Source organism: Parabacteroides sp. ASF519, assembly GCF_000364265.2.
Lineage (GTDB): Bacteria > Bacteroidota > Bacteroidia > Bacteroidales > Tannerellaceae > Parabacteroides > Parabacteroides goldsteinii.
Genome location: NZ_AQFV02000006.1, coordinates 5122335 through 5142511 on the forward strand (window position 1 = coordinate 5122335; position 20177 = coordinate 5142511).

The window sequence follows — 20177 nt, forward strand, 5'->3', positions numbered from 1 at the left end:
ATCCTTTTCCGGAAAATACACAACATCTTTCCGGAGAATATCCAATGTTTTTATATTTAGAGGTAGGTCTAAATCAATTTAGAGGTACGTGTAATTCAATTTAGACCTACCTCTAAATTAAATTAGACCTACCTCTTTCTGAAAACTCATCAGATACTTACCACTCTTTTATGCTGATGAACCGACTAAAAGAATGCAATGATACAACTCTCTGCTTACAAAGAACATTATAAAGAAACAATCCGTCTGGGTGTCCCGATCATGTTGGGGCAGCTGGGCATTATTATTGTCGGTTTTGCCGACAACATCATGGTGGGACATCACAGTACAGCCGAACTGGCCGCCGCTTCTTTTGTCAATAACTTCTTTAACCTGGCTTTTATCTTCGGGATGGGTTTCTCATACGGCCTCACTCCTATTATCGGCGGTTTGCATGCCAACAAGGAATATCACAAAGCCGGAGAGACATTGAAGAACAGTCTTTTTATCAACTTCATCGTCGGGGTATTGTTAAGTACTTTGATGCTCCTGCTCCTGTTGAACATCGATATTTTAAAACAGCCGGAAGAGTTGATGCCATATATCGTTCCCTACTATATCTTACAGCTTTTCTCGGTGATATTCGCCATGCTGTTCAATTCGTTTAAGCAGTTCAGCGACGGTACGACCGATACGGTTACTCCGATGTGGATCATGCTCGGGGCGAACGTGTTGAATATTATAGGGAACTATTTTCTTATCTATGGAAAATGCGGCGTTCCGGAGATGGGACTGACCGGGGCAGGTATCTCCACACTTGTCAGTCGTATCCTTACATTTATTGTTTTCTGTGTTTTATTTGCCCGGAGGGAAAAATATAAAGAATTCCTGACCGGATTCAAAAATGGAGTCGTTAACCGCCTGAACCTCTCCAACCTGATACGTTTAGGCTTTCCGGTGGGATTGTTAATGGGGGTTGAAACGGGTTCGTTCAGTCTGAGTGTTATTATGATGGGATGGATAGGGAGCACCGCACTGGCCGCCCATCAGGTGTTAGGCGTAATCACGACACTCGGATTCATGGTCTATTACGGGATAGCTGCCGCCGTTACAATTCGCGTAAGTGTATTCAAAGGATACAGTGACTGGCTGAATATCCGTCAGGCTTCTTTTGCCGGACTACATCTGATTATGGGAGTGGCTGTATTATTCGTATTCTTTATTATACTGTTCCATAAGAATATGGGATACTTATTTACTCCCGAACATGAGGTCGTAGCTATGGTAGCCCTCCTATCCTGGTCAGTCGTGTTGTATCAGTTCGGCGACGGATTACAAATCTTATTTGCCAATGCACTACGAGGGATAGCCGATGTGAAATATATGGCTTACTGCGCATTTGCCTGCCATTTCGGACTGGCACTGCCAATCGGTTATGTCTGCGGATTTATCTTCGATTGGGGAGCCATCGGGATTTGGTGCGGATTCCCGATAAGCCTGACAACGTTAGGCGTATTGCTTTGGAGGCGGTTCGATAAACTGACGATAAGATAGCCGGATAAGATTTATTATTCAGATATTACAAAAAAGGGGAACCCGACTGCCGGAACTCCCCTTTTGCTATATAAAAGCGATTCTTATTTCTTCACCCACTGATCGAGCCATTCAAAGAATGTGCGCTGCCAGAGCACGCCGTTCTGCGGTTTCAATACCCAGTGGTTTTCATCCGGATAGATTAACAATTCGGCAGGAACACCGCGTAGCACGGCTGCATTGAAGGCTGCCATTCCCTGACCGGCAAGGATACGATAGTCTTTTTCTCCGTGGATACACAAGATTGGCGTATCCCATTTGTCTACGAATAAATGCGGAGAGTTGGCAAATGTGCGTTGTGCCACCGGATTGTTCTTTTCCCAGTAAGCGCCGCCCATATCCCAGTTGGCAAACCACATTTCTTCCGTTTCCAAATACTGCATTTCCATATTGAAGATACCGTCATGGGCAATGAATGCTTTGAAACGTTTGTCATGATGACCGGCTAACCAGTAAACGGAGAAACCTCCGAAGCTGGCTCCGACGCAACCCAGACGATCGTTATCCACATACGGTTCTTTCGCCATTTCATCAATAGCCGTGAAATAGTCTTTCATACACTGACCACCGTAATCACCGCTGATCTGTTCGTTCCATTCCATGCCGAAGCCCGGAAGACCGCGACGGTTCGGAGCGACAATGATATAATCGTTAGCCGCCATAATCTGAAAGTTCCAACGATAAGACCAGAACTGGCTGACCGGACTTTGCGGGCCACCTTCGCAGAACAGCAAAGTCGGATATTTCTTGTTCGGATCGAAGTCAGGCGGATAAATTACCCAGGCCAGCATCTGCTTACCATCGGTTGTCTTCATCCAGCGTCCTTCTACCTTACCCATGGTCAGCTGGTCGTAAATCTGCTTGTTTTCGGTAGTCAGCTGAGCTACCTTATTATTATCAGCCAGGTCGATAGAATAGATTTCATCGCCCATGCTCATAGAGTGGCGCTTAACAATCAACTTGTTTTCTCCCAGCAAGTTCACTGAATCGTAATCATAGGTACCGGAAGTAAGCTGAGTCAGTTTATTGCCGTTGTCCAGTTCAATCTTATATACCTGCGACTCACCATGCCATACTCCCGTAAAATAAAGCGTACGGGCATCGGCACTCCAACAGAAACCGTCTACATTTGAATCGAAGTCCTTGCTGACAAATGTCTTTTCACCCGTCTCCAGGTTCATAACCATCAGGCGATTCTGATCCGATTCATACCCGTCGCGTTCCATACTCTGCCAGGCAATATATTTACCGTCAGGCGAATACTGCGGATTGGTATCGTATCCCATAATACCTTCGCTGATATTTACAGTCTGCTTGGTATTCAGGTCATATACATAAATATCCGAATTAGTGGAAAGAGCATATTCCTTACCGGTCTTCTTACGGGAAGTGTATGCAATCTTATCGGAGGTCGTATTCCAGGCTAGCTGCTCGATACCACCGAAAGGTTTCATCGGTGATTCGTACGGTTCACCTTCCAGCACATCAATCGGACTGCCGACCTTATTTCCATCAAAATCAGCAATAAACGGATGGGGAGCTGTCGTTACCCATTCATCCCAATGCTTATACATCAAATCCGTCACAATGATACCGCTGGCTTTATCCAAATCCGGATACTTGTCTTTTGTGCTCGGAACCGTCTTTACCTGCGAAATAAACAGGACCTTCTTTTCATCCGGAGAGAAAGCGAAGCCTTCGATATCGCCGTCATAATTGGATAACTGTTTCCGTCCGGTTCCGTCCGGATTCATTTCCCAAAGCTGGCTGCTTCCGCTTTCGCCGGAAAGGAAAGCAATCTTTGTGCCCCCTTTAATCCAGGTTGCTTCATTTTCAGAAAATGAAGTGTGGGTAATCTGTTTGTTATCAGAACCATCGGCGTTCATGACGAACACTTCACGGTTGCTGCTGTTGAGAGGAACACTGTAGTAAGCTACCGTGTAAACTACTTTCTGTCCGTCGGGCGAAACATTCATGCCGCCGATACGTCCCATGGCCCAAAGCGCCTCGGGCGTCATCCGGCCATCGGCAATCTTGATTTCCGAACGTCCGATAACTGGCTTTGTGTCTTCTGCTTTCTTAGCTTCCTGATTACAAGCACCTAGTAATACGGATGTTGCCATAACCATTGTTGCAATAGATTTATTCATGTACATTATAATATATTATATTCTGTGTGCGAAATTAGTAAATATAATTTATATCTTTGCACAAGTAATTTAAGAACTGAACAGTATGAATAAGATTTGGTTATTTGGAGCCGCTATAAGTATGGTATTAGCATTCGGCTCATGTAAACCTAAACAGAGTGCTTATAAGGCTGCTTACGAACAAGCCAAAGAAAAAGAGTCTACAGCTCCTGTTGAGGTAGTAGAACAAGAAGAAGAGATTGTTGAAGAGGTTGCCCCGGTTTCCAAACCCAGAACATCTACAGCAACGACTCGCTCGGAAAGAATCAGCGCTGCACAGGGTGAAGACGCCAGCCGTCTGAAACGTTACAGTGTAGTTATCGGTAGCTTCAAGAACAAGACAAATGCTTACTCTTTGAAAGAGCGTATGCAGAATGCAGGCTACAATGCGGTATTAGGTGAAAACGAACAAGGTATGCTGCGTGTAATCGTTGCCAGCTTCGATGATAAAGCTGATGCAGCCGACAGCCGCGATGCTATCAAAGCTAAATATGCACCTGATTTCCAGGATGCTTGGTTGCTGGAAAGACAATACTAATAAGGCGTCTGCAAGTAAAACAGGCAAACATTATTATCGATACATGGAAAGGGATATCCTTCGGGATAATCCCTTTTCGTGCGTTTGGAGTTATCCCTTCAGTACAAACGTTTTTAAAAACATAAAAGGCCCGGTAATACCGGACCTTTTAACCAACCTAAATTAAAAACCTAAAACTAACCATCTTTTTGCCTTAAACAATTAACCTATACATATATAAGTATCTTCTATTTCTTATTCGTAAACCGGCCATGCTCCTTTATGGGAACAAACAAAAGCCGATATTTTTACAGCACATTCGTGGGCTTCTCTCAATGTCTGCCCTTTCAATAACGACATCACCAAGGCTGCCGAAAAAGCATCTCCTGCTCCTACCGTATCCACTACATCCACTTTTGGAGTAGCTAAGGTAGATACTTCGTCGGGGGTGTAAACCGTACTGTAATCAGCACCCGCCGTCAGAACAACCATTCGCAGGTTATAGTTCTCCATAAACCAGTTAGCCACCTCTTCTTCGGTTCCTTTCAAACCAAACAGGTTTTTCAGCTCCGACATTTCATCATCATTCATTTTCAGCACGTTCGCCAGGTACAAAGATTCTTCAATCAATACCTTATTATAATAATGTTGCCGCAGGTTAATATCAAACAACCGGTACGCCGAATCGGGAGCAAACGAAAGAATAGCCTGAATCGTTTCACGGGATTGTTGACAACGCTGTCCCAAAGCACCGAAGCAGATAGCATCCGCACGTTCTGCCAGGTCTACCGCATCAGAGGTAGGCGACATATGATCCCAGGCTACACGTTCCGTTATTGTGTAATGGGGAATACCGTCATCCTCTATATCCACATGTACCGTTCCTGTAGGATACGGTAACTTTTCTATTAAATACTGAATTTTGTACTTATCCAGTTCGCTCAATATATCCCTTCCGTTATCATCATCACCAATGGCACTGATAGCATACCCTTCGGCTCCCAAACGGGAAGCATGGTAAACAAAATTAATCGGTGCGCCGCCTGCCGTCTTACCTGTGGGAAGCAAATCCCAAAGAAGTTCGCCAATACCGACCACTACCGGTTTTTTATTTTGTTGCTTCATCTGTTCCATGATATAGTAATTCTTTGTAATACGAGATTTTTGTTCCTTATGTTTGATGATGCAAAACTAAGGAACGGAACAGAAGCAGACGATAACGGATGCTACAAAAAGAATAACATTCGTTACATAAAAGGTTTATTTTCAACAGGCTTATAGTATCGTTACATAAATGTAACGAGTGTTATCCTTTCTCCTGATATTCGGTTGGTGTAATATTATACACCGCTTTAAAGCATTTGGAGAAATAAGGAGGGGAACTGAAACCGGTTGCATAAGCAGCCTCATTGACATTACAGTCTTTCTGACGCAACAAGGCAGCGGCTTGCTTCAAACGGTAGTTACGGAGGAAATCGGTAGGCGTCACACCTGTCAGTTCTTTTACTTTCCGGTAGAGATGCACACGCGACAGGCCAAGCATTTCGCTCGCTTTTTCGATACTGAAGTTTGAATCAGGATAAGATTCCTCGATCAATGCCATGAACTTACGCATAAACAATTCGTCCATACTTTCCGCCTTATCCGTTTTCAATCCGGAAGCGGCAGGTGATTGAAGTTCCTGGGCGAATGCATTCCTCAGCCGGGCACGTTCTTCCAGCAGACGGACGATCCGGAGTTTTACTTCTTCAATATTAAACGGTTTCTGGATAAACTCATCGGCACCGCTGGCAATACCATACATTCGCTGTTTATCATCGGAAAGGGCGGTGAGCAATATAACCGGTATATGGCTGAAAACAATATCTGATTTAATCCGCTTACACAATTCATAACCATTCATTTCGGGCATCATCACGTCACTGATTACCAGCGACACATTTTCTTTTGCCAGTATATCCACGGCTACCAAACCATTCTCTGCTGTCAGGATACGGAAATTCGGTTTCAGTTCTTTTTGCAGATACGCATTAATATCCGGATCGTCTTCAACAATCAGGATCGTATAATCGTAGGTACGGTTCACAATCTCATCCATTTCACGGGTATCCAGATTGGCTACGCCGCTCGACAATTCTGTTACGGAAGGGGCAAACACACAGGATTCATCAAAGTGAGATTTTCCTTTGGGCAACTCGACAAAAAAGACGGTACGTTTCCCCGGTTCACTTTCCACACGGATACTTCCTTTATGCATACCGACAAACTCATGAGTCAGATGCAGACCAATCCCCGTTCCGGTAAGATGGTCGGCGGTAAAAAACTGATCGAAAACGGAAGACAGGTTCTGCGGCTGAATTCCCTTCCCGTTATCTTCTACCGAAAGGATAACATATCCCGCATGATCCTGCAAACGGATTGTAACAGTCCCTCCGTCGGGTGTAAACTTAAAGGCATTCGACAACAGATTGGCCAGTATCTTTTCCATCTTATCCGTATCCACCCACAACATTACGGAAGAGACATCATGTTGAAACGAGTATTGTATCTGTTTGCTCTGTGCCATATTATCAAAATAGGAACTGACATCTTCGATAAAGGTAACCAGATCTATTTCCGTCACCCGCATATCCATCTTGTTACTTTCTACCTTACGGAAGTCGAGCAGCTGGCTGACAACACGTTTCAGGCGGTCGGCATTCTTCTTTATGATATGTATGTCGTCGGCAAGCGGAGAATCGGGAGGCAATTCTTTCGATAGCTTATTCAACGGCCCGAGTATCAGTGTTAGCGGTGTTTTGATCTCATGGGATACATTTGTGAAGAACTGTAATTTGCGGGTAGTAGCCTGTTCGATCTTCCGGTTGGCAACAGCCAGTTCTTCGCGTTGCTGTTCCACCTGTATATTAGTTCGCTTCAGTTCATGGTTCTTACGCTGTACCTTGCGGAAGATATGTATTACATAAAGAGCCAGTAGGCCCACTACTCCCAGCAACAATAGGATCAAACCGACTGAATTTTGTAAAAAACGATATTCCGAAAGCATCTCTTCCAGATTATTCCGCTGTTTCTCGATCTGTTCCTGATAATCAGCCAACTGTTCGGTCTGCAAATATAAAGTACCTGCATTATCTTTGTCAATCAGGGCCGATGTCAATGCGTATTGTTTGGAAACAGGCTGCCCGTTCAGTATCTGCCAGGCAACCTTTATCGCAGTAGTTCCTCCGGTTGGATAAACGAACGAGGCAGTCAGATGACCGTTACTTACCGCTTCGATCCCTTTACCCTTACCCGGCAAAGCATCTATGCCGATAAACTTTATCCTTTTTACCGCCAGCGAATCTATCTCCATAATAGCCTCCCGCGCAGCCAATGCCATCACATCATTATGAGCATACACGATATCAATATCATCAAAGAGACCAAGTGTTGCTATATTTTCTTTTGTTTCTTTCGCATGCCAACGCCCGTACACAGTTTTCAGAATCACATTATCATTATGGATAAGAGCATCACTAAAACCGTTATGCCTGTCGCGGGCAGAAGAAGAACCTTCGCGCCCCCACACTTCGACAATCGTTGTCTTCCTTTTCTTCAGCAATGAATTGATAAACAATCCGGCTGCACGGCCAATCTCATAATTGTCCGCACCGATAAAAGTCGTATATTCTTCCGAATAAATCTTCCGATCTATTATAATAGTAGGAATCCCCGCCCGGAAAGCCTCTACGGCTGCGGTTGTGACAGGTTCCGATTCGTTGGCAGATATAATGACCAGGTCTACCCGTTGTTTGATAAACTCACGTATCTGTTTGATCTGAGTGTCATTGTCTTCACCGGCATCTTTTATTTGCAGAGTCAGTCCAGGATACTCAGAAGCTTTTACCTGCATATCCAGCACCATCGCTTTCCGCCAGCTATCATTGATAGAACTATGGGAAACGCCCACAACAAATTTCTTTTCTCCTTCCCGTTTACAGGAAATTGTTAGAGACAAGATACATATCAACAGACAAAAGCGGTATATAATGAGTTTCATGAAGTAGCCGATTTTCAGGGTTTCGTACAAAAGTACGGATTATCGGCATAACAGACAAAATTTATTTTGTACATTCGTCCCTCAAATAATTGTTGCATAACATGAAAATAATAAATAAACAACTACTCGACGAGACCAGCGAGCGTGCCAAACAGTCACCTCGCTTACGTATGAATTACAACTTCCACGAACAACTGGACGATCCTGTAAACCGCCTGCTGAATGCCATGGAGCCGGATACTTATATCCGCCCTCACCGCCATCTGAATCCGGATAAAGACGAAATTTTCCTGCTGCTCCGTGGGAAAGCCATGCTATTTATTTTTGATAATGACGGAAATATCACAGAGAAACTTCTGCTCGACCCGCTTGCCGGATCGTATGGCGCAGAAATCAAACCCGGCATCTGGCATAGCCTGCTCGTATTGGAATCGGGAACAGTTATTTATGAAGTAAAACCGGGGCCTTTCGCGCCTTTACATCCGGAGAATATGGCTCCGTGGAGTCCGGAACCGGATGATGAAAAAGGAATCGACGAATATTTAACTTATCTTACTTCCAACTTATAAGCGATGAAAACGATTTATTTAACCCTGTTCCTTTCACTCATTACAGTGATGCATGCCTCCAATCCGGATGACAGTACCTACCCGACTGCCGAACGGCTTTTCCATATCGCCCGAAGCCTTAACAAAAATCTGGTATGTTACGATGTGAATCTGGAGAACGGCAAACTGAATACGAAAGTCCCCCTAAACATCTACTGGGTAAACCGGGAAGAACGAGTGGGAGAAACCAACGAGCTAAGCTATTTTCAGCGTAAGATGGCTTACGGCTATAAACTGGTTTCGGAAGGCAACGACACCAGCGAAGTGACCCTGACCGCCTACTCCGGCAAGAAGCTGACAATCTGCAAAAGAGATTCCAGATATGTCTGCATGACAACGATCGACAACCAACCGGCCATACTCGAATCACTCTACGTAAAAGGCAAGCCCAATAATCCGTTAGGCGTTGAATACGTGGAATTGCAGGGAACGGCAATCGAGACAGGGGCAAAGGTGACGGAGAGAGTCAGTAAATAACGATATTCAAAACAACATGACGAACGCGACGAAGAAATGAAACATCCGGACACAGAAAACCTTCGCTGTATGTTTGGCATCAGCCGATAAAAAGGTATATTTGCGTTCGGATGGTTCCGTTTTAATAAAAGACAAGTATCATGAGTAAATTATATCCTATTGGTATTCAGAATTTTGAGAAGCTTCGCAAAGACGGTTACTTCTACGTAGATAAGACAGCGCTGCTATACCGGCTGGTAAAAACAGGCAGTTACTACTTCCTCAGTCGCCCGCGCCGCTTCGGTAAGAGTCTGATGATCTCCACCCTTCAAGCTTACTTTGAAGGGAAGAAAGAACTGTTTGAAGGTCTGGCCATCGAACAGCTTGAAAAAGATTGGGTGAAACGGCCCGTGCTACATCTTGATCTGAATATAGAGAAGTATAACACACCGGAGAGTCTAGATAAAATTCTCAACGACACATTGGTACAGTGGGAGGAACTTTATGGAACCCGCCCTTCGGAAACCTCTTTCTCCCTACGGTTTGCCGGAATTATCCGCCGTGCCTGCGAAAAAAGCGGTGAACGTGTTGCCATCCTTGTTGACGAGTACGACAAGCCGATGCTTCAGGCTATCGGCGACGTAGAACTGCAAAAGGCTTTTCGTACTACGCTGAAGCCTTTCTACGGCGTACTCAAATCCATGGACGGCTACATCAAATTCGCATTGCTGACAGGAGTCACCAAATTTGGTAAAGTAAGCGTATTCAGCGACCTGAACAACCTGAATGATATCTCGATGGACGACCTTTATGTCGAGCTCTGTGGCATCACCGAAAAGGAAATACATACCAACTTTGAGGATGAGCTTCACGAACTGGCCGATGCGCAGCGGATGTCTTACGAGGATGTCTGCCGCGAGTTGAAAGCATGCTATGACGGCTACCACTTCGTGGAAAACTCAATCGGTATCTACAACCCTTTCAGTCTGTTAAACACCTTCCTGAAGATGAAGTTCGGCAGCTACTGGTTCGAGACGGGAACCCCCTCCTACCTGGTAGAACTACTCAAACGCCATAATTACGATCTATACCGTATGGCACACGAAGAAACAAATGCAGACATACTGAACAGCATCGACTCGGAGTCGACCAACCCTATCCCCGTGATCTATCAGAGCGGATACCTTACCATCAAGGGGTACGACCCTCGTTTTGGAATGTATCGCCTGGGCTTTCCCAACCGGGAGGTGGAAGAGGGATTTCTCAAGTATTTGATGCCCTTCTATGCAAATGCTGATAAAGTAGACTCGCCCTTCCAGATACAAAAGTTTGTAAACGAAGTGGAAACAGGCCAAGTCGACGCCTTCTTCCGCCGTCTTTCCTCTCTGATGGCCGATACGCCTTATAAGCTGGTGCGCGATCTGGAGCTTCATTATCAGAACATACTCTTTATCGTCTTTAAGCTGGTGGGCTTCTACGTCAAAGCGGAATATCATACCAGTGAAGGCCGCGTAGACCTGGTGTTGCAAACGGATAAATACACCTATGTGATGGAGTTTAAGTTCGACAGCACGGCCGAAGAAGCTCTTCGACAGATCAATGAGAAACATTACGCACGCCCCTTTGAAGCCGATACGACACGCACACTCTACAAAATAGGCGTCAACTTCAGCTCTAAGACTCGTAATATCGAGAAATGGCTGGTAGAAACAGTCGATCCGGCAGTTAACGGCAATCGAGACAGGGGCAAAGGTGACGGAGAGAGTAAAGAAATAAGATAAAAAGAATATTCACATAATTTAAGGGGGAGTATGACTACGATAGATCAGTTCTTGTAGAACTAGGTTAATAATGCTGACAAAGATAATGATAATAACCGAATTTACATGGGGTAAAATGTAATTTAATAAAAAACCTAAAACAATACTATAATCAGTCCTATATTACTTTTTACTTAATTTTCAAAGCCTTGAATTGCCATAGTTCTACAAGAACTAATATCAATTCAAGCCTATGCAAAACGTATTAAAAGGCTGGCTCATCGACAATACGGTGACCACAGATGATCTGAATGACAAGATCTTACAACTTGAATCGGCAGGTAAAGCAGACTTCGACGACATCATCGACGAGATGTTAAAGGAAGACACCGGACTGCGTATCGAAACACTTCGACACTCTGTTTCACTCTACAACCGCGTTGTTGCCCGCCTTATCCTAAGCGGATACAGCGTGAACACCGGGCTCTTCCGTGCCGTAGCAAAATTCCTCGGTGTCGTGGAAGGTGGCGTATGGAATAAGGAGAAAAACTCTATTTATGTCTCTGTCACACAAGACAAAGGACTGCGCGAAGAAATTGCTCAAACGTCAGTCAGCATCCTGGGTACGAAATCAAATGTGATGTACATTCTTGAAACAGAGGACCGCAAGACCGGACTCAAAGACGGTACGGCTACATCCGGACGTAACCTGATCGTGCGCGGTGCCATGCTAAAGATAGTTGGCAGCGATGCAGCAGTAGGCGTATCGCTGACCAACAGCGAAGGAGTCGTTACAAAGCTCGATGACGACATGATTGCTTCCAACAAACCGTCGGAACTGATGCTTCTGGTCCCTCCCGGACTTGCCAATGGCGAATATACGCTAACAGTAACTACACAATATTCTACAGGCACCACTTTAAAAGCTCCCCGCAGTACCACCACTTCCCTTTGGATAGGCGGTAAATCGGGTGGTGATGGTGGCGATCGTCCTGAGATAGAATAACAAAGACGGTCCAAGCCAAAGAATCAACACTCTATTCCGGGCGGGATGGAGTGTTGATCGCGACCGGAATAAGGTGTCAATCGCGGGCGGGATGGCCTGTCGATCGAATAACAATAACAACACTAATCATTAATATGAGTATAAAAGAATTTTTACAAAAAGGCATGGCACCCAGATTACAAAGTCTCTTGGTTGCTTTTTTTATGATGGTCACTGTGCAAGGAATGGCACAGAAAAACAATTCGTCGGGTGGTTCGTCTGCCGAAAGCAGAGCCGATTTGACAGTATCTAAACCTGTATTGCCGGTAAAAAAGCAAACGAAAGTCCCGCTTGAATCTTCCGGACAAAAGATTCTGACCCGCAGCGAAGGGGGGAATATCCTGAAAATAACTTCAGAAGGAACCAATACAGAATATGCCGATTGGCAGACGGCTATGGAGGCATTGAAGAGTGGAGACGAAATAACGTTATTGTCAAAAGTAATACTCTATGAAGCCTCCGGAGATAAGATGCCGGATAAATCTTGTACAATAAATGGAGATGGCAAGACTTTGGAGTTTAATACGAACGGTTTTGTAGGTAGCTGTAGTCTGCAGGAAGATGTTACATTTAAGAATATACATTTGGAGGCTGGGAACATTACTGCCAACGGGAAAAAGGTTGTGTTCGATAGCGGCGTAATCGTGAAGGATAATTGCGATGTATATGGAGGCGGAGGACTTGGAGTAGATGTTGAAACTACCTCCATAACCATCAAAGACGGAGCAACCTTGAGTTGGGTATATGGAGGTGGCTACGCTGGAAAAGTGACAGGCAATACGAATATCGTTGTTGAAGGAGGAACTGTAACTGCTATTTTGGGAGGGGGATATAATACCGAAGCCATAGTCGAGGGCAGTACGAATATAACAATCAATAATGCAACTTTTATTTCTACCGTTTACGGGGGAGGCAATAATGCTCCGGTAAAAGGAACTGCTAATATAAAAGTCGAAAACGGTAATGTAAATTATATAATAGGTGGTGGTCATAATACATCCGCAATATGTAAAAACACGAATCTTGAGATAATAGGCGGAACCTTCGGAAAAAATGATGAATATAGGTATAACGTGATGGGCGGAGGTTATTCAGCTCCCGTAGAAGAAAAAGCTACAGTTACGATAAGTGGCGGAACGTTCAATTGCTTTGTAACTGGTGGAGGCGGTTTTGATAACGAAACCACTGCCACCTGCGGCAGTACGGAACTGAACATAACCGGCGGAACATTTAACAAATGGACGTATGGTGGCGGTTGGGAATCGCTGGTGTTGGAGACAGCTACGGTGAAGGTGAGCGGAACTCCAAGTCTAGCTACTTTGTGCGGGGGAGGTGCACGGTCTACAGCTTCCTGCCAAAATACGGATGTACAGGTAAGTTCGAATATTGGTGGTTGGTTATTCGCTGGTGGTGAAACAGGATCTGTCAATGGTACAGCCAAACTTACAGTAACAAGCGGAAGTATAACAAAAAATATTTATGGAGGAGGTGCATCGGCGTCCTGTAACAAAACAGAAGTGACACTTTCAGGAGGAGAAGTCTCAGGCAGTGTTTTTGGCGGAGGTGAAAGTGGCGATGTTATCGAAGAATCTCATCTTACAATCTCCGGAACACCCACTATATCCGGAGATGTTTTTGGAGGAAGCCGAAATTCGGGAACAACCGTAGGAAGTACCCGTGTCGAAATATCCGGTGGTACTTTGGGATATATCAATGGTGGAGGATATCAGGGTGATGTCAACGGAGAATGTCATCTTACAATCTCCGGAACGCCTACTATATCCGGAAATGTTTTCGGAGGAAGTAACCAACTGGGAACAACTGTAGGCAGTACCCGTGTTGAAATATCCGGAGGTACATTTCAATATAATATCTTTGGCGGAGGTTGGGGTGTAATGTGCAGGGGGATACCCATGTTTCTGTGACAGGTGGAGCAATCTCATTTGATGTTTTAGGCGGAAGCTCGCAAGGGCAGGTATTTGGCAGCACGAATGTCGTATTTGACGGCGGAACTATAACATCCGGCAATATTTTCGGCGGAGGCTGGGGTGATAGTGATCTGGATGACGGATATAGTCCTGACAATGGTCGTGTTGGAAGTGTTAATGTAACGATTAATGGTAATCAGAATGAAGTTCTGTATGTATATGGTAATGGTTACTGCTCAAGCGTCACCAATGATATTAATATAACCGTTAATAGTGGCGATAATATCAATGTGTATGGGCTTTACTCTGACCAAAATTATGCTTTGCAAGCAGGCGGAGATGTAAACATCAAACTGAACGGAGGAGAAATCAGTATGGCAGGTTTGGTTGTAAATAATCTTATGGCAGAAAACACGATAGGAGGGAAAGCCTGCATAACGGTATCGCCCGATATTGATGCCACTAATTTGTCGGAGATCTGTTCAGGAAACCCCAAAACAGGTGTATTAAAAGATGCCACTTTCATTTTCAAGGATTGCGGAACCGCGGATAATCCGTTCGTAATGCCCTATAACTTGCAAGGCTTTACTACTGTCGAACTTAACAACTCGTATGTGAAAAGCCAAATTAATACAAGTCCCAAACGCAATACCGCTATCTGTCTGGATATAAACAAACCGAATACTTTGTTAAGTGACGGTTGGAGCCAGCCGGTTAAAATAGCCCCTTTCTCTGATAAGGCTATCACGACACTAGAAGACATGACGACACTGTTTGTAATAAAGGATGCGACTGAGTTACCCGACGGGAAGGTGTTCGAAGTCGATCCCAGTTCTCTGAGTAGTTACGGTTTCTTTCGGGTAGGTGATACATATCGGGTGATGTCGGGCGTTGCCGGAAATGATTTCTTACGTAGTGTTACTGTTGATCCTGCTATTTCCGGCGGTTCCTTATCTGTCAGTTGGAAGGAAACGAAGTTGTTTAGCGGCGATAAAGTACCGTTCCGTGATACGAACAATACGTCGATCGATAGCGAATTAACCATTGAAGTCGAGTCTTCAGAAGGCTATCTTCTGAAGGAGGGAACGCTGAAAGTCTATAAGACCGGTGACGAAAGCACGTTAGTGGCAGTAAACGATAATAAGTTTATTTTACCAGACTATGATGTAACGGTTACGGCAGAGTTCGCAAAGATTTCCCACCAAATAACTATTTTGCCTGTTGATAATGGAAGCATTACGGCTTCTCCGGGTACGGAGGTTGCAGAAGGTGTCGAGGTGGCTTTGACCGTCTCTCCTGCCGATGGTTATCGCCTGAAAAGTGGTTCTTTGCAAGTATATAAAACAGGGGATGCAAATACAACTGTGGCCTTATCCGGAACCTCATTCAATATGCCAGCTTATGGCGTAACGGTTACAGCAGAGTTTGAGCAGATCCCTCATCAGATAACAATTTCTTCTATGGAGAATGGAAACATTACGGCTTCTCCGAGTGTAGATATAACCGAAGGAGTCGAGGTGGCTCTGACCGTCTCTCCTGCCGATGGTTACCGCCTGAAAAGCGGTTCACTGAAAGTTTATAAGACCGGTGATGAAAATACAACTGTAGCCTTGTCCGGAACCTCATTCAATATGCCAGCTTATGGCGTAACGGTTACAGCAGAGTTTGAGCAGATCCCTTATCAGATAACAATTTCTTCTATGGAGAATGGAAACATTACGGCTTCTCCGGGAACGGAGGTTGCAGAAGGTGTCGAGGTGGCTCTGACCGTCTCTCCTGCCGATGGTTATCGCCTGAAAAGCGGTTCTTTACAAGTATATAAAACAGGGGATGCAAATACAACTGTAGCCTTGTCTGGTAATTCTTTTCGTATGCCGGCCTACGACGTGACCGTCATGGCTGAGTTTGAAGGAATACCAGCTCCACTCCCCCCTGTTTATTATACAGTTACTCTTCCGTCCGTAAAGGGAGCCACGACCGATCCGGCCCCAGGTGACTATGAGGTTGAATCGTCAGAGAACTTCCGTTTTTACTTGACATTGGATGAGGATTATAACCAATCCGAACCAATCGTCACGACCGATCGGGGAGAAACAATTACACCGCAGAGCAGTGACGGAACTTATATCGTGAAGTATATCCGTAGCGATGTCGAAATCTTCATCGACAGTGTGGTAAAAAATCCCGATCCGGTTGCCAACGAGACAGTCGATACCGGCGGTATCAAGATTTATACCGCCAACGGCTATCTACACATACAGGCTCCTCAGCCGGAACAGGTCCACATCTTCACCCGCGACGGACGCTTGCTGAAAGCTTTCCGGACTTCCGGCAATGAAGAACAGATAGCATTGCCAAAGGGTATTTATCTGATACGGGTAACGAATCAGTGTGTGAAAGTTGTTTTATAATAAAAGACAAACCTATAAAAAAGCCTCAGACCAAAAATCTGAGGCTTTTCTATTTATGAATAAATCGTTCTTATACCAATTTATGGATAACCAGTCCTGACCGCAATTTAGGTTCAAACCAAGTTGTCTTAGGAGGCATGATATTTCCGGTATCGGCTATATCCATCAACTGCTTCATTGTTACAGGATATAGAGCTAATGCCACTTTCATTTCTCCACTGTCTACACGGCGCTTCAATTCGCCCAATCCACGGATACCTCCGACGAAGTCTATACGTTTATCCGAACGCAGGTCTTTAATACCCAAAACTTCGTCCAAGATCAGGTTGGAAGAGATCGTCACATCTAGTACACCGATAGGGTCATTATCGTTGTACGTACCAGGTTTAGCTGTCAATGAATACCACTTACCATCCAGGTAGAGGGAGAAGTTATGCAGTCCCGTTGGTTTATATATATCCGTACCTTTTTCTTCTACGGTAAAATTCGTTGCCACTTTGGAGAGGAACTCTTCCTCCGTCAGTCCGTTCAGGTCTTTTACAACACGGTTATAGTCGATAATCGTCAACTGATTAGCCGGGAAGCAGACAGCCATAAAAAAGTTATATTCTTCATCCCCGCGATGGTTCGGGTTTTGTTTAGCCTTCTCCGCTCCTACCAAAGCTGCCGCTGCCGAACGGTGGTGACCGTCTGCTATATATAATGAAGGCATTTCTTCGAATAGTTCGGTGATGCGGGCAATATCTTTCTCTTCATCGATGATCCAGAAAGTATGACCGAAACCGTCCAATTCTGCCACGAAGTCATATTCCGGTGCATTAGCCGTATATTTCTTTACGATAGCATCCAGTTCGGAATTGTCAGGATAAGCAAAAAATACCGGTTCGATATTGGCATTGTTCACACGAACATGCTTCATACGATCCTCTTCCTTATCACGGCGTGTCAACTCGTGCTTCTTGATGTTGCCTTTCAGATAATCATCCACATAAGCGCATACGACCAGGCCGTATTGTGTATGTCCATTCATAGTTTGTGCATACACATAATATTGTTCTTTCTGATCCTGAACCAACCAACCTTTATCCTGGAACATCTGAAAGTTCTCGGCAGCCTTTTCGTAAACGGCCGGATCATGTTCGTCTGTTCCCACCGGGAAATCTATTTCCGGCTTGATGATATGGTATAAAGACTTTTCGTTGCCTTTCGCTTCTTCACGTGCTTCTTCAGAGTTCAACACATCATAAGGACGTGATGCGACATCTTTTATTAAATCTTTAGGGGGACGTATACCTTTGAATGGTTTTATTTTTGCCATGGTAGTAAATCTATTTGGTTATTATACATTCATATAGTAGTGAATGACACACCCCCTACCCCCTCTCGAGAGGGGAATTAGTTACTCTTTGTTTATACAATCTGGTGGTAACCATTCCCCTCTCGAGAGGGGGCAGGGGGTGTGTTATACTCCTATCTTATAAGAAACTTATTTATTAACTCTAAACTTCTCGTTACCGTTCTGCAGGAAGTCAACAATCTGTTTGGCAGCTGCGATACCTGCATTGATATTCGCTTCAGCAGTCTGGGCACCCATCTTTTTCGGTGTACCGAAATAGCGGTCCGGATATTTGGCAGCCAGGTCTGCATCGATAGCCGGCTTGATATCCGTGATATATTTAAAGTCAGGACGTTCTTCCAGCATCTTTGCCAGACCGGCTTCGTCGATCACCTCCTTACGGGCCGTGTTTACTACGATAGCGCCTTTAGGCATAGAGTTCATCAATTCAAAATTGATAGAACCTTTTGTTTCGGCTGTAGCCGGAATATGAAGAGATACGATCTGGCAAGTCTTGAACAGGTCGGCAGTGGAAGCAACCGCTTTTACACCATCCTTTTCAATCACTTCTGCCGGACAGAATGCATCATAAGCATATACATCCATACCGAAACCTTTTGCAATACGGGCTACATTACGTCCCACATTACCATAAGCCAGGATACCCAGCTTCTTGCCCATCAATTCTGTTCCGGAAGTTCCGTTATAGAAGTTTCTGACAGCATATACCAACATACCGAAAACAAGTTCGGCAACCGCATTGGAATTCTGTCCCGGCGTATTCATTACACACACATTGTGGGCAGTGGCAGCAGCCAGATCCACATTGTCATAACCGGCACCGGCACGAACCACAATCTTTAATTCCTTGGCAGCATCCAACACCGGAGCATCAATGATATCACTACGGATAATCACCGCATTGGCATCTTTCACAGCATCCAGCAATTGAGCTTTGTCCGTATATTTTTCCAGAAGAGCCAGTTCGTAACCTGCACCTTCAACAACTTCACGGATACCTTTCACTGCTATCGCAGCGAAAGGTTTATCGGTAGCAACTAATACTTTTGTCATAATCAATGCTGTTTTTCAAATTCTTTCATTGTAGCAACCAACGCTTCCACACTGCTCTTCGGCATTGCATTATAAAGAGAAGCACGGAATCCGCCTACTGAACGGTGACCTTTGATACCTACCATACCGGCAGCAGAAGCAAATTTATTGAATTCGTCTTCCAACTCCTTATATTCATCGTTCATTACAAAGCAAACGTTCATGATAGAACGGTCTTCTACGGCAGCAGTACCTTTGAACAATTTGTTACGGTCGATTTCATCATACAGGATAGCTGCTTTTTCAAGATTCATCTTTTCAATAACAGCAACACCACCTAACTCCTTATACCATTTCAATGTCTGCAAAGCGGCAAAGATCGGGAACACAGGAGGCGTGTTGAACATAGAGTCCTTCTTGATATGTGTATTGTAATTCAACATTGTAGGAATAGCACGGTCTACATGTCCCAAAGCATCTGTACGGACAATAGCCAATGTTACACCAGCAGGAGCCAGATTTTTCTGTGCACCGGCATAAATTACATCATATTTAGAGATATCGATCGGACGGGAGAAAATATCAGAAGACATATCGGATACCAGACGTACATTCAGATCAGGATCATAACGCATCTCCGTACCATAGATCGTATTATTAGATGTAAAATGGAAATAGTCTGAATCTTCTGCGACTGCATAACCTTTCGGAATATAAGTATAATTAGCTTCTTTTGAAGAAGCTACAACATCAACTTCTCCGAATAATTTAGCTTCCTTAATCGCATTAGAGGCCCATGTCCCCGTATCCAGATAAGAAGCTTTTTTGTTCAACAAGTTGAAAGGAACCATACAAAACTGCATGCTGGCACCACCACCCAGAAATACAACCTCGTAACCAGCCGGCACATCCAGTAACTCTTTGATCAAAGCTCTGGCCTCGTCGTTTACTGCAACAAATTCTTTACCTCTATGAGATACTTCAAGAATTGATAACCCTGTACCTGCGAAATTTTCAACAGCTGCTGCTGCATTCTTAATCGTGTATTCGCTCAGAATAGAAGGTCCTGCAGAAAAATTGTGCTTCTTCATATCAATTTCTTTTTAATGTTATATATTATTTAAGTAACGTGTTTTTCGAAAACAGGCGGCTAATGTACGAATTTAATTGAAATTTGAAAACTGAATAGTGAAAATTATTAGCAAAAAGCCACTTTTTCCACCCATCCGACAACTTTATTCCAGTTAATCATCAATTTTCAAT

14 protein-coding genes are annotated in these 20177 nt (G+C 44.3%); 8 read left to right on the plus strand and 6 right to left on the minus strand.

Features of this window, described 5'->3' with window-relative positions; all coding sequences use genetic code 11:
• The first annotated feature begins 198 nt into the window (after positions 1 to 198).
• Positions 199 to 1533, plus strand: coding sequence for an MATE family efflux transporter (locus C825_RS20560; RefSeq protein WP_010799984.1), 1335 nt, complete (start codon positions 199 to 201; stop codon positions 1531 to 1533).
• A gap of 83 nt (positions 1534 to 1616) precedes the next feature.
• Here C825_RS20560 and dpp5 read toward each other — a convergent pair whose 3' ends face one another.
• Positions 1617 to 3722 (minus strand): dipeptidyl-peptidase Dpp5, encoded by a 2106-nt coding sequence (gene dpp5, locus C825_RS20565; RefSeq protein WP_173012335.1) that lies wholly within the window; start codon positions 3720 to 3722, stop codon positions 1617 to 1619.
• A gap of 85 nt (positions 3723 to 3807) precedes the next feature.
• Between dpp5 and C825_RS20570 the strand changes: the two genes are divergently transcribed.
• The gene (locus C825_RS20570; RefSeq protein WP_007652658.1) at positions 3808 to 4299 is read left to right on the plus strand and encodes an SPOR domain-containing protein; all 492 of its coding nucleotides are present in this window, start codon (positions 3808 to 3810) and stop codon (positions 4297 to 4299) included.
• A gap of 234 nt (positions 4300 to 4533) precedes the next feature.
• On the opposite strand, the gene C825_RS20575 is transcribed toward C825_RS20570, so the two are convergent.
• On the minus strand, positions 4534 to 5412 hold the full coding sequence (locus C825_RS20575; RefSeq protein WP_007652657.1) for a carbohydrate kinase family protein: 879 nt from the start codon (positions 5410 to 5412) through the stop codon (positions 4534 to 4536).
• A gap of 172 nt (positions 5413 to 5584) precedes the next feature.
• A complete protein-coding gene (locus C825_RS20580; RefSeq protein ID WP_010799986.1) occupies positions 5585 to 8317 on the minus strand; it encodes a hybrid sensor histidine kinase/response regulator transcription factor in 2733 nt (910 codons plus the stop codon).
• A gap of 101 nt (positions 8318 to 8418) precedes the next feature.
• Between C825_RS20580 and C825_RS20585 the strand changes: the two genes are divergently transcribed.
• The 6 genes from C825_RS20585 (at position 8419) to C825_RS20610 (ending at position 16525) form a co-directional block, all read left to right on the plus strand.
• Positions 8419 to 8886, plus strand: coding sequence for a WbuC family cupin fold metalloprotein (locus C825_RS20585; protein WP_007652655.1), 468 nt, complete (start codon positions 8419 to 8421; stop codon positions 8884 to 8886).
• A 3-nt stretch (positions 8887 to 8889) separates the two neighbouring features.
• On the plus strand, positions 8890 to 9402 hold the full coding sequence (locus C825_RS20590) for a DUF4833 domain-containing protein (RefSeq protein WP_007652654.1): 513 nt from the start codon (positions 8890 to 8892) through the stop codon (positions 9400 to 9402).
• Between the two features lie 140 nt (positions 9403 to 9542).
• A complete protein-coding gene (locus tag C825_RS20595; protein ID WP_010799987.1) occupies positions 9543 to 11162 on the plus strand; it encodes a PD-(D/E)XK nuclease domain-containing ATP-binding protein in 1620 nt (539 codons plus the stop codon).
• A 232-nt stretch (positions 11163 to 11394) separates the two neighbouring features.
• The gene (locus C825_RS20600) at positions 11395 to 12147 is read left to right on the plus strand and encodes a DNA-binding domain-containing protein (protein ID WP_010799988.1); all 753 of its coding nucleotides are present in this window, start codon (positions 11395 to 11397) and stop codon (positions 12145 to 12147) included.
• A 164-nt stretch (positions 12148 to 12311) separates the two neighbouring features.
• Positions 12312 to 14111 carry a hypothetical protein gene (locus tag C825_RS20605; protein ID WP_250690608.1) on the plus strand — a complete coding sequence of 600 codons (1800 nt, stop codon included), beginning with the start codon at positions 12312 to 12314 and terminating at the stop codon, positions 14109 to 14111.
• Positions 14108 to 16525: an InlB B-repeat-containing protein gene (locus C825_RS20610; RefSeq protein WP_250690609.1), complete on the plus strand. Its 2418-nt coding sequence runs from the start codon at positions 14108 to 14110 to the stop codon at positions 16523 to 16525. The genes C825_RS20605 and C825_RS20610 overlap by 4 nt, the downstream gene beginning before the upstream one ends.
• A gap of 70 nt (positions 16526 to 16595) precedes the next feature.
• Here the strand turns inward: C825_RS20610 and C825_RS20615 are convergent, their stop codons facing one another.
• The 3 genes from C825_RS20615 to serC form a co-directional block, all read right to left on the minus strand.
• Positions 16596 to 17843 carry a DUF1015 domain-containing protein gene (locus C825_RS20615; protein ID WP_010799990.1) on the minus strand — a complete coding sequence of 416 codons (1248 nt, stop codon included), beginning with the start codon at positions 17841 to 17843 and terminating at the stop codon, positions 16596 to 16598.
• A 168-nt stretch (positions 17844 to 18011) separates the two neighbouring features.
• Positions 18012 to 18935, minus strand: coding sequence for an NAD(P)-dependent oxidoreductase (locus C825_RS20620; protein WP_010799991.1), 924 nt, complete (start codon positions 18933 to 18935; stop codon positions 18012 to 18014).
• A 2-nt stretch (positions 18936 to 18937) separates the two neighbouring features.
• Complete coding sequence (gene serC / locus C825_RS20625; protein ID WP_007652645.1) at positions 18938 to 20005, minus strand: 3-phosphoserine/phosphohydroxythreonine transaminase; 1068 nt, start codon at positions 20003 to 20005, stop codon at positions 18938 to 18940.
• Between the last annotated feature and the right edge of the window lie 172 nt (positions 20006 to 20177).

Excerpts from the sequence above, each read along its gene's own strand:
- C825_RS20560 (WP_010799984.1), top strand. The coding sequence starts at position 199 with ATGATACAACTCTCTGCTTACAAAGAACATTATAAAGAAACAATCCGT.
- dpp5 (WP_173012335.1), bottom strand. The coding sequence starts at position 3,722 with ATGAATAAATCTATTGCAACAATGGTTATGGCAACATCCGTATTACTA.
- C825_RS20570 (WP_007652658.1), top strand. The coding sequence starts at position 3,808 with ATGAATAAGATTTGGTTATTTGGAGCCGCTATAAGTATGGTATTAGCA.
- C825_RS20575 (WP_007652657.1), bottom strand. The coding sequence starts at position 5,412 with ATGGAACAGATGAAGCAACAAAATAAAAAACCGGTAGTGGTCGGTATT.
- C825_RS20580 (WP_010799986.1), bottom strand. The coding sequence starts at position 8,317 with ATGAAACTCATTATATACCGCTTTTGTCTGTTGATATGTATCTTGTCT.
- C825_RS20585 (WP_007652655.1), top strand. The coding sequence starts at position 8,419 with ATGAAAATAATAAATAAACAACTACTCGACGAGACCAGCGAGCGTGCC.
- C825_RS20590 (WP_007652654.1), top strand. The coding sequence starts at position 8,890 with ATGAAAACGATTTATTTAACCCTGTTCCTTTCACTCATTACAGTGATG.
- C825_RS20595 (WP_010799987.1), top strand. The coding sequence starts at position 9,543 with ATGAGTAAATTATATCCTATTGGTATTCAGAATTTTGAGAAGCTTCGC.
- C825_RS20600 (WP_010799988.1), top strand. The coding sequence starts at position 11,395 with ATGCAAAACGTATTAAAAGGCTGGCTCATCGACAATACGGTGACCACA.
- C825_RS20605 (WP_250690608.1), top strand. The coding sequence starts at position 12,312 with ATGGCACCCAGATTACAAAGTCTCTTGGTTGCTTTTTTTATGATGGTC.
- C825_RS20615 (WP_010799990.1), bottom strand. The coding sequence starts at position 17,843 with ATGGCAAAAATAAAACCATTCAAAGGTATACGTCCCCCTAAAGATTTA.
- C825_RS20620 (WP_010799991.1), bottom strand. The coding sequence starts at position 18,935 with ATGACAAAAGTATTAGTTGCTACCGATAAACCTTTCGCTGCGATAGCA.
- serC (WP_007652645.1), bottom strand. The coding sequence starts at position 20,005 with ATGAAGAAGCACAATTTTTCTGCAGGACCTTCTATTCTGAGCGAATAC.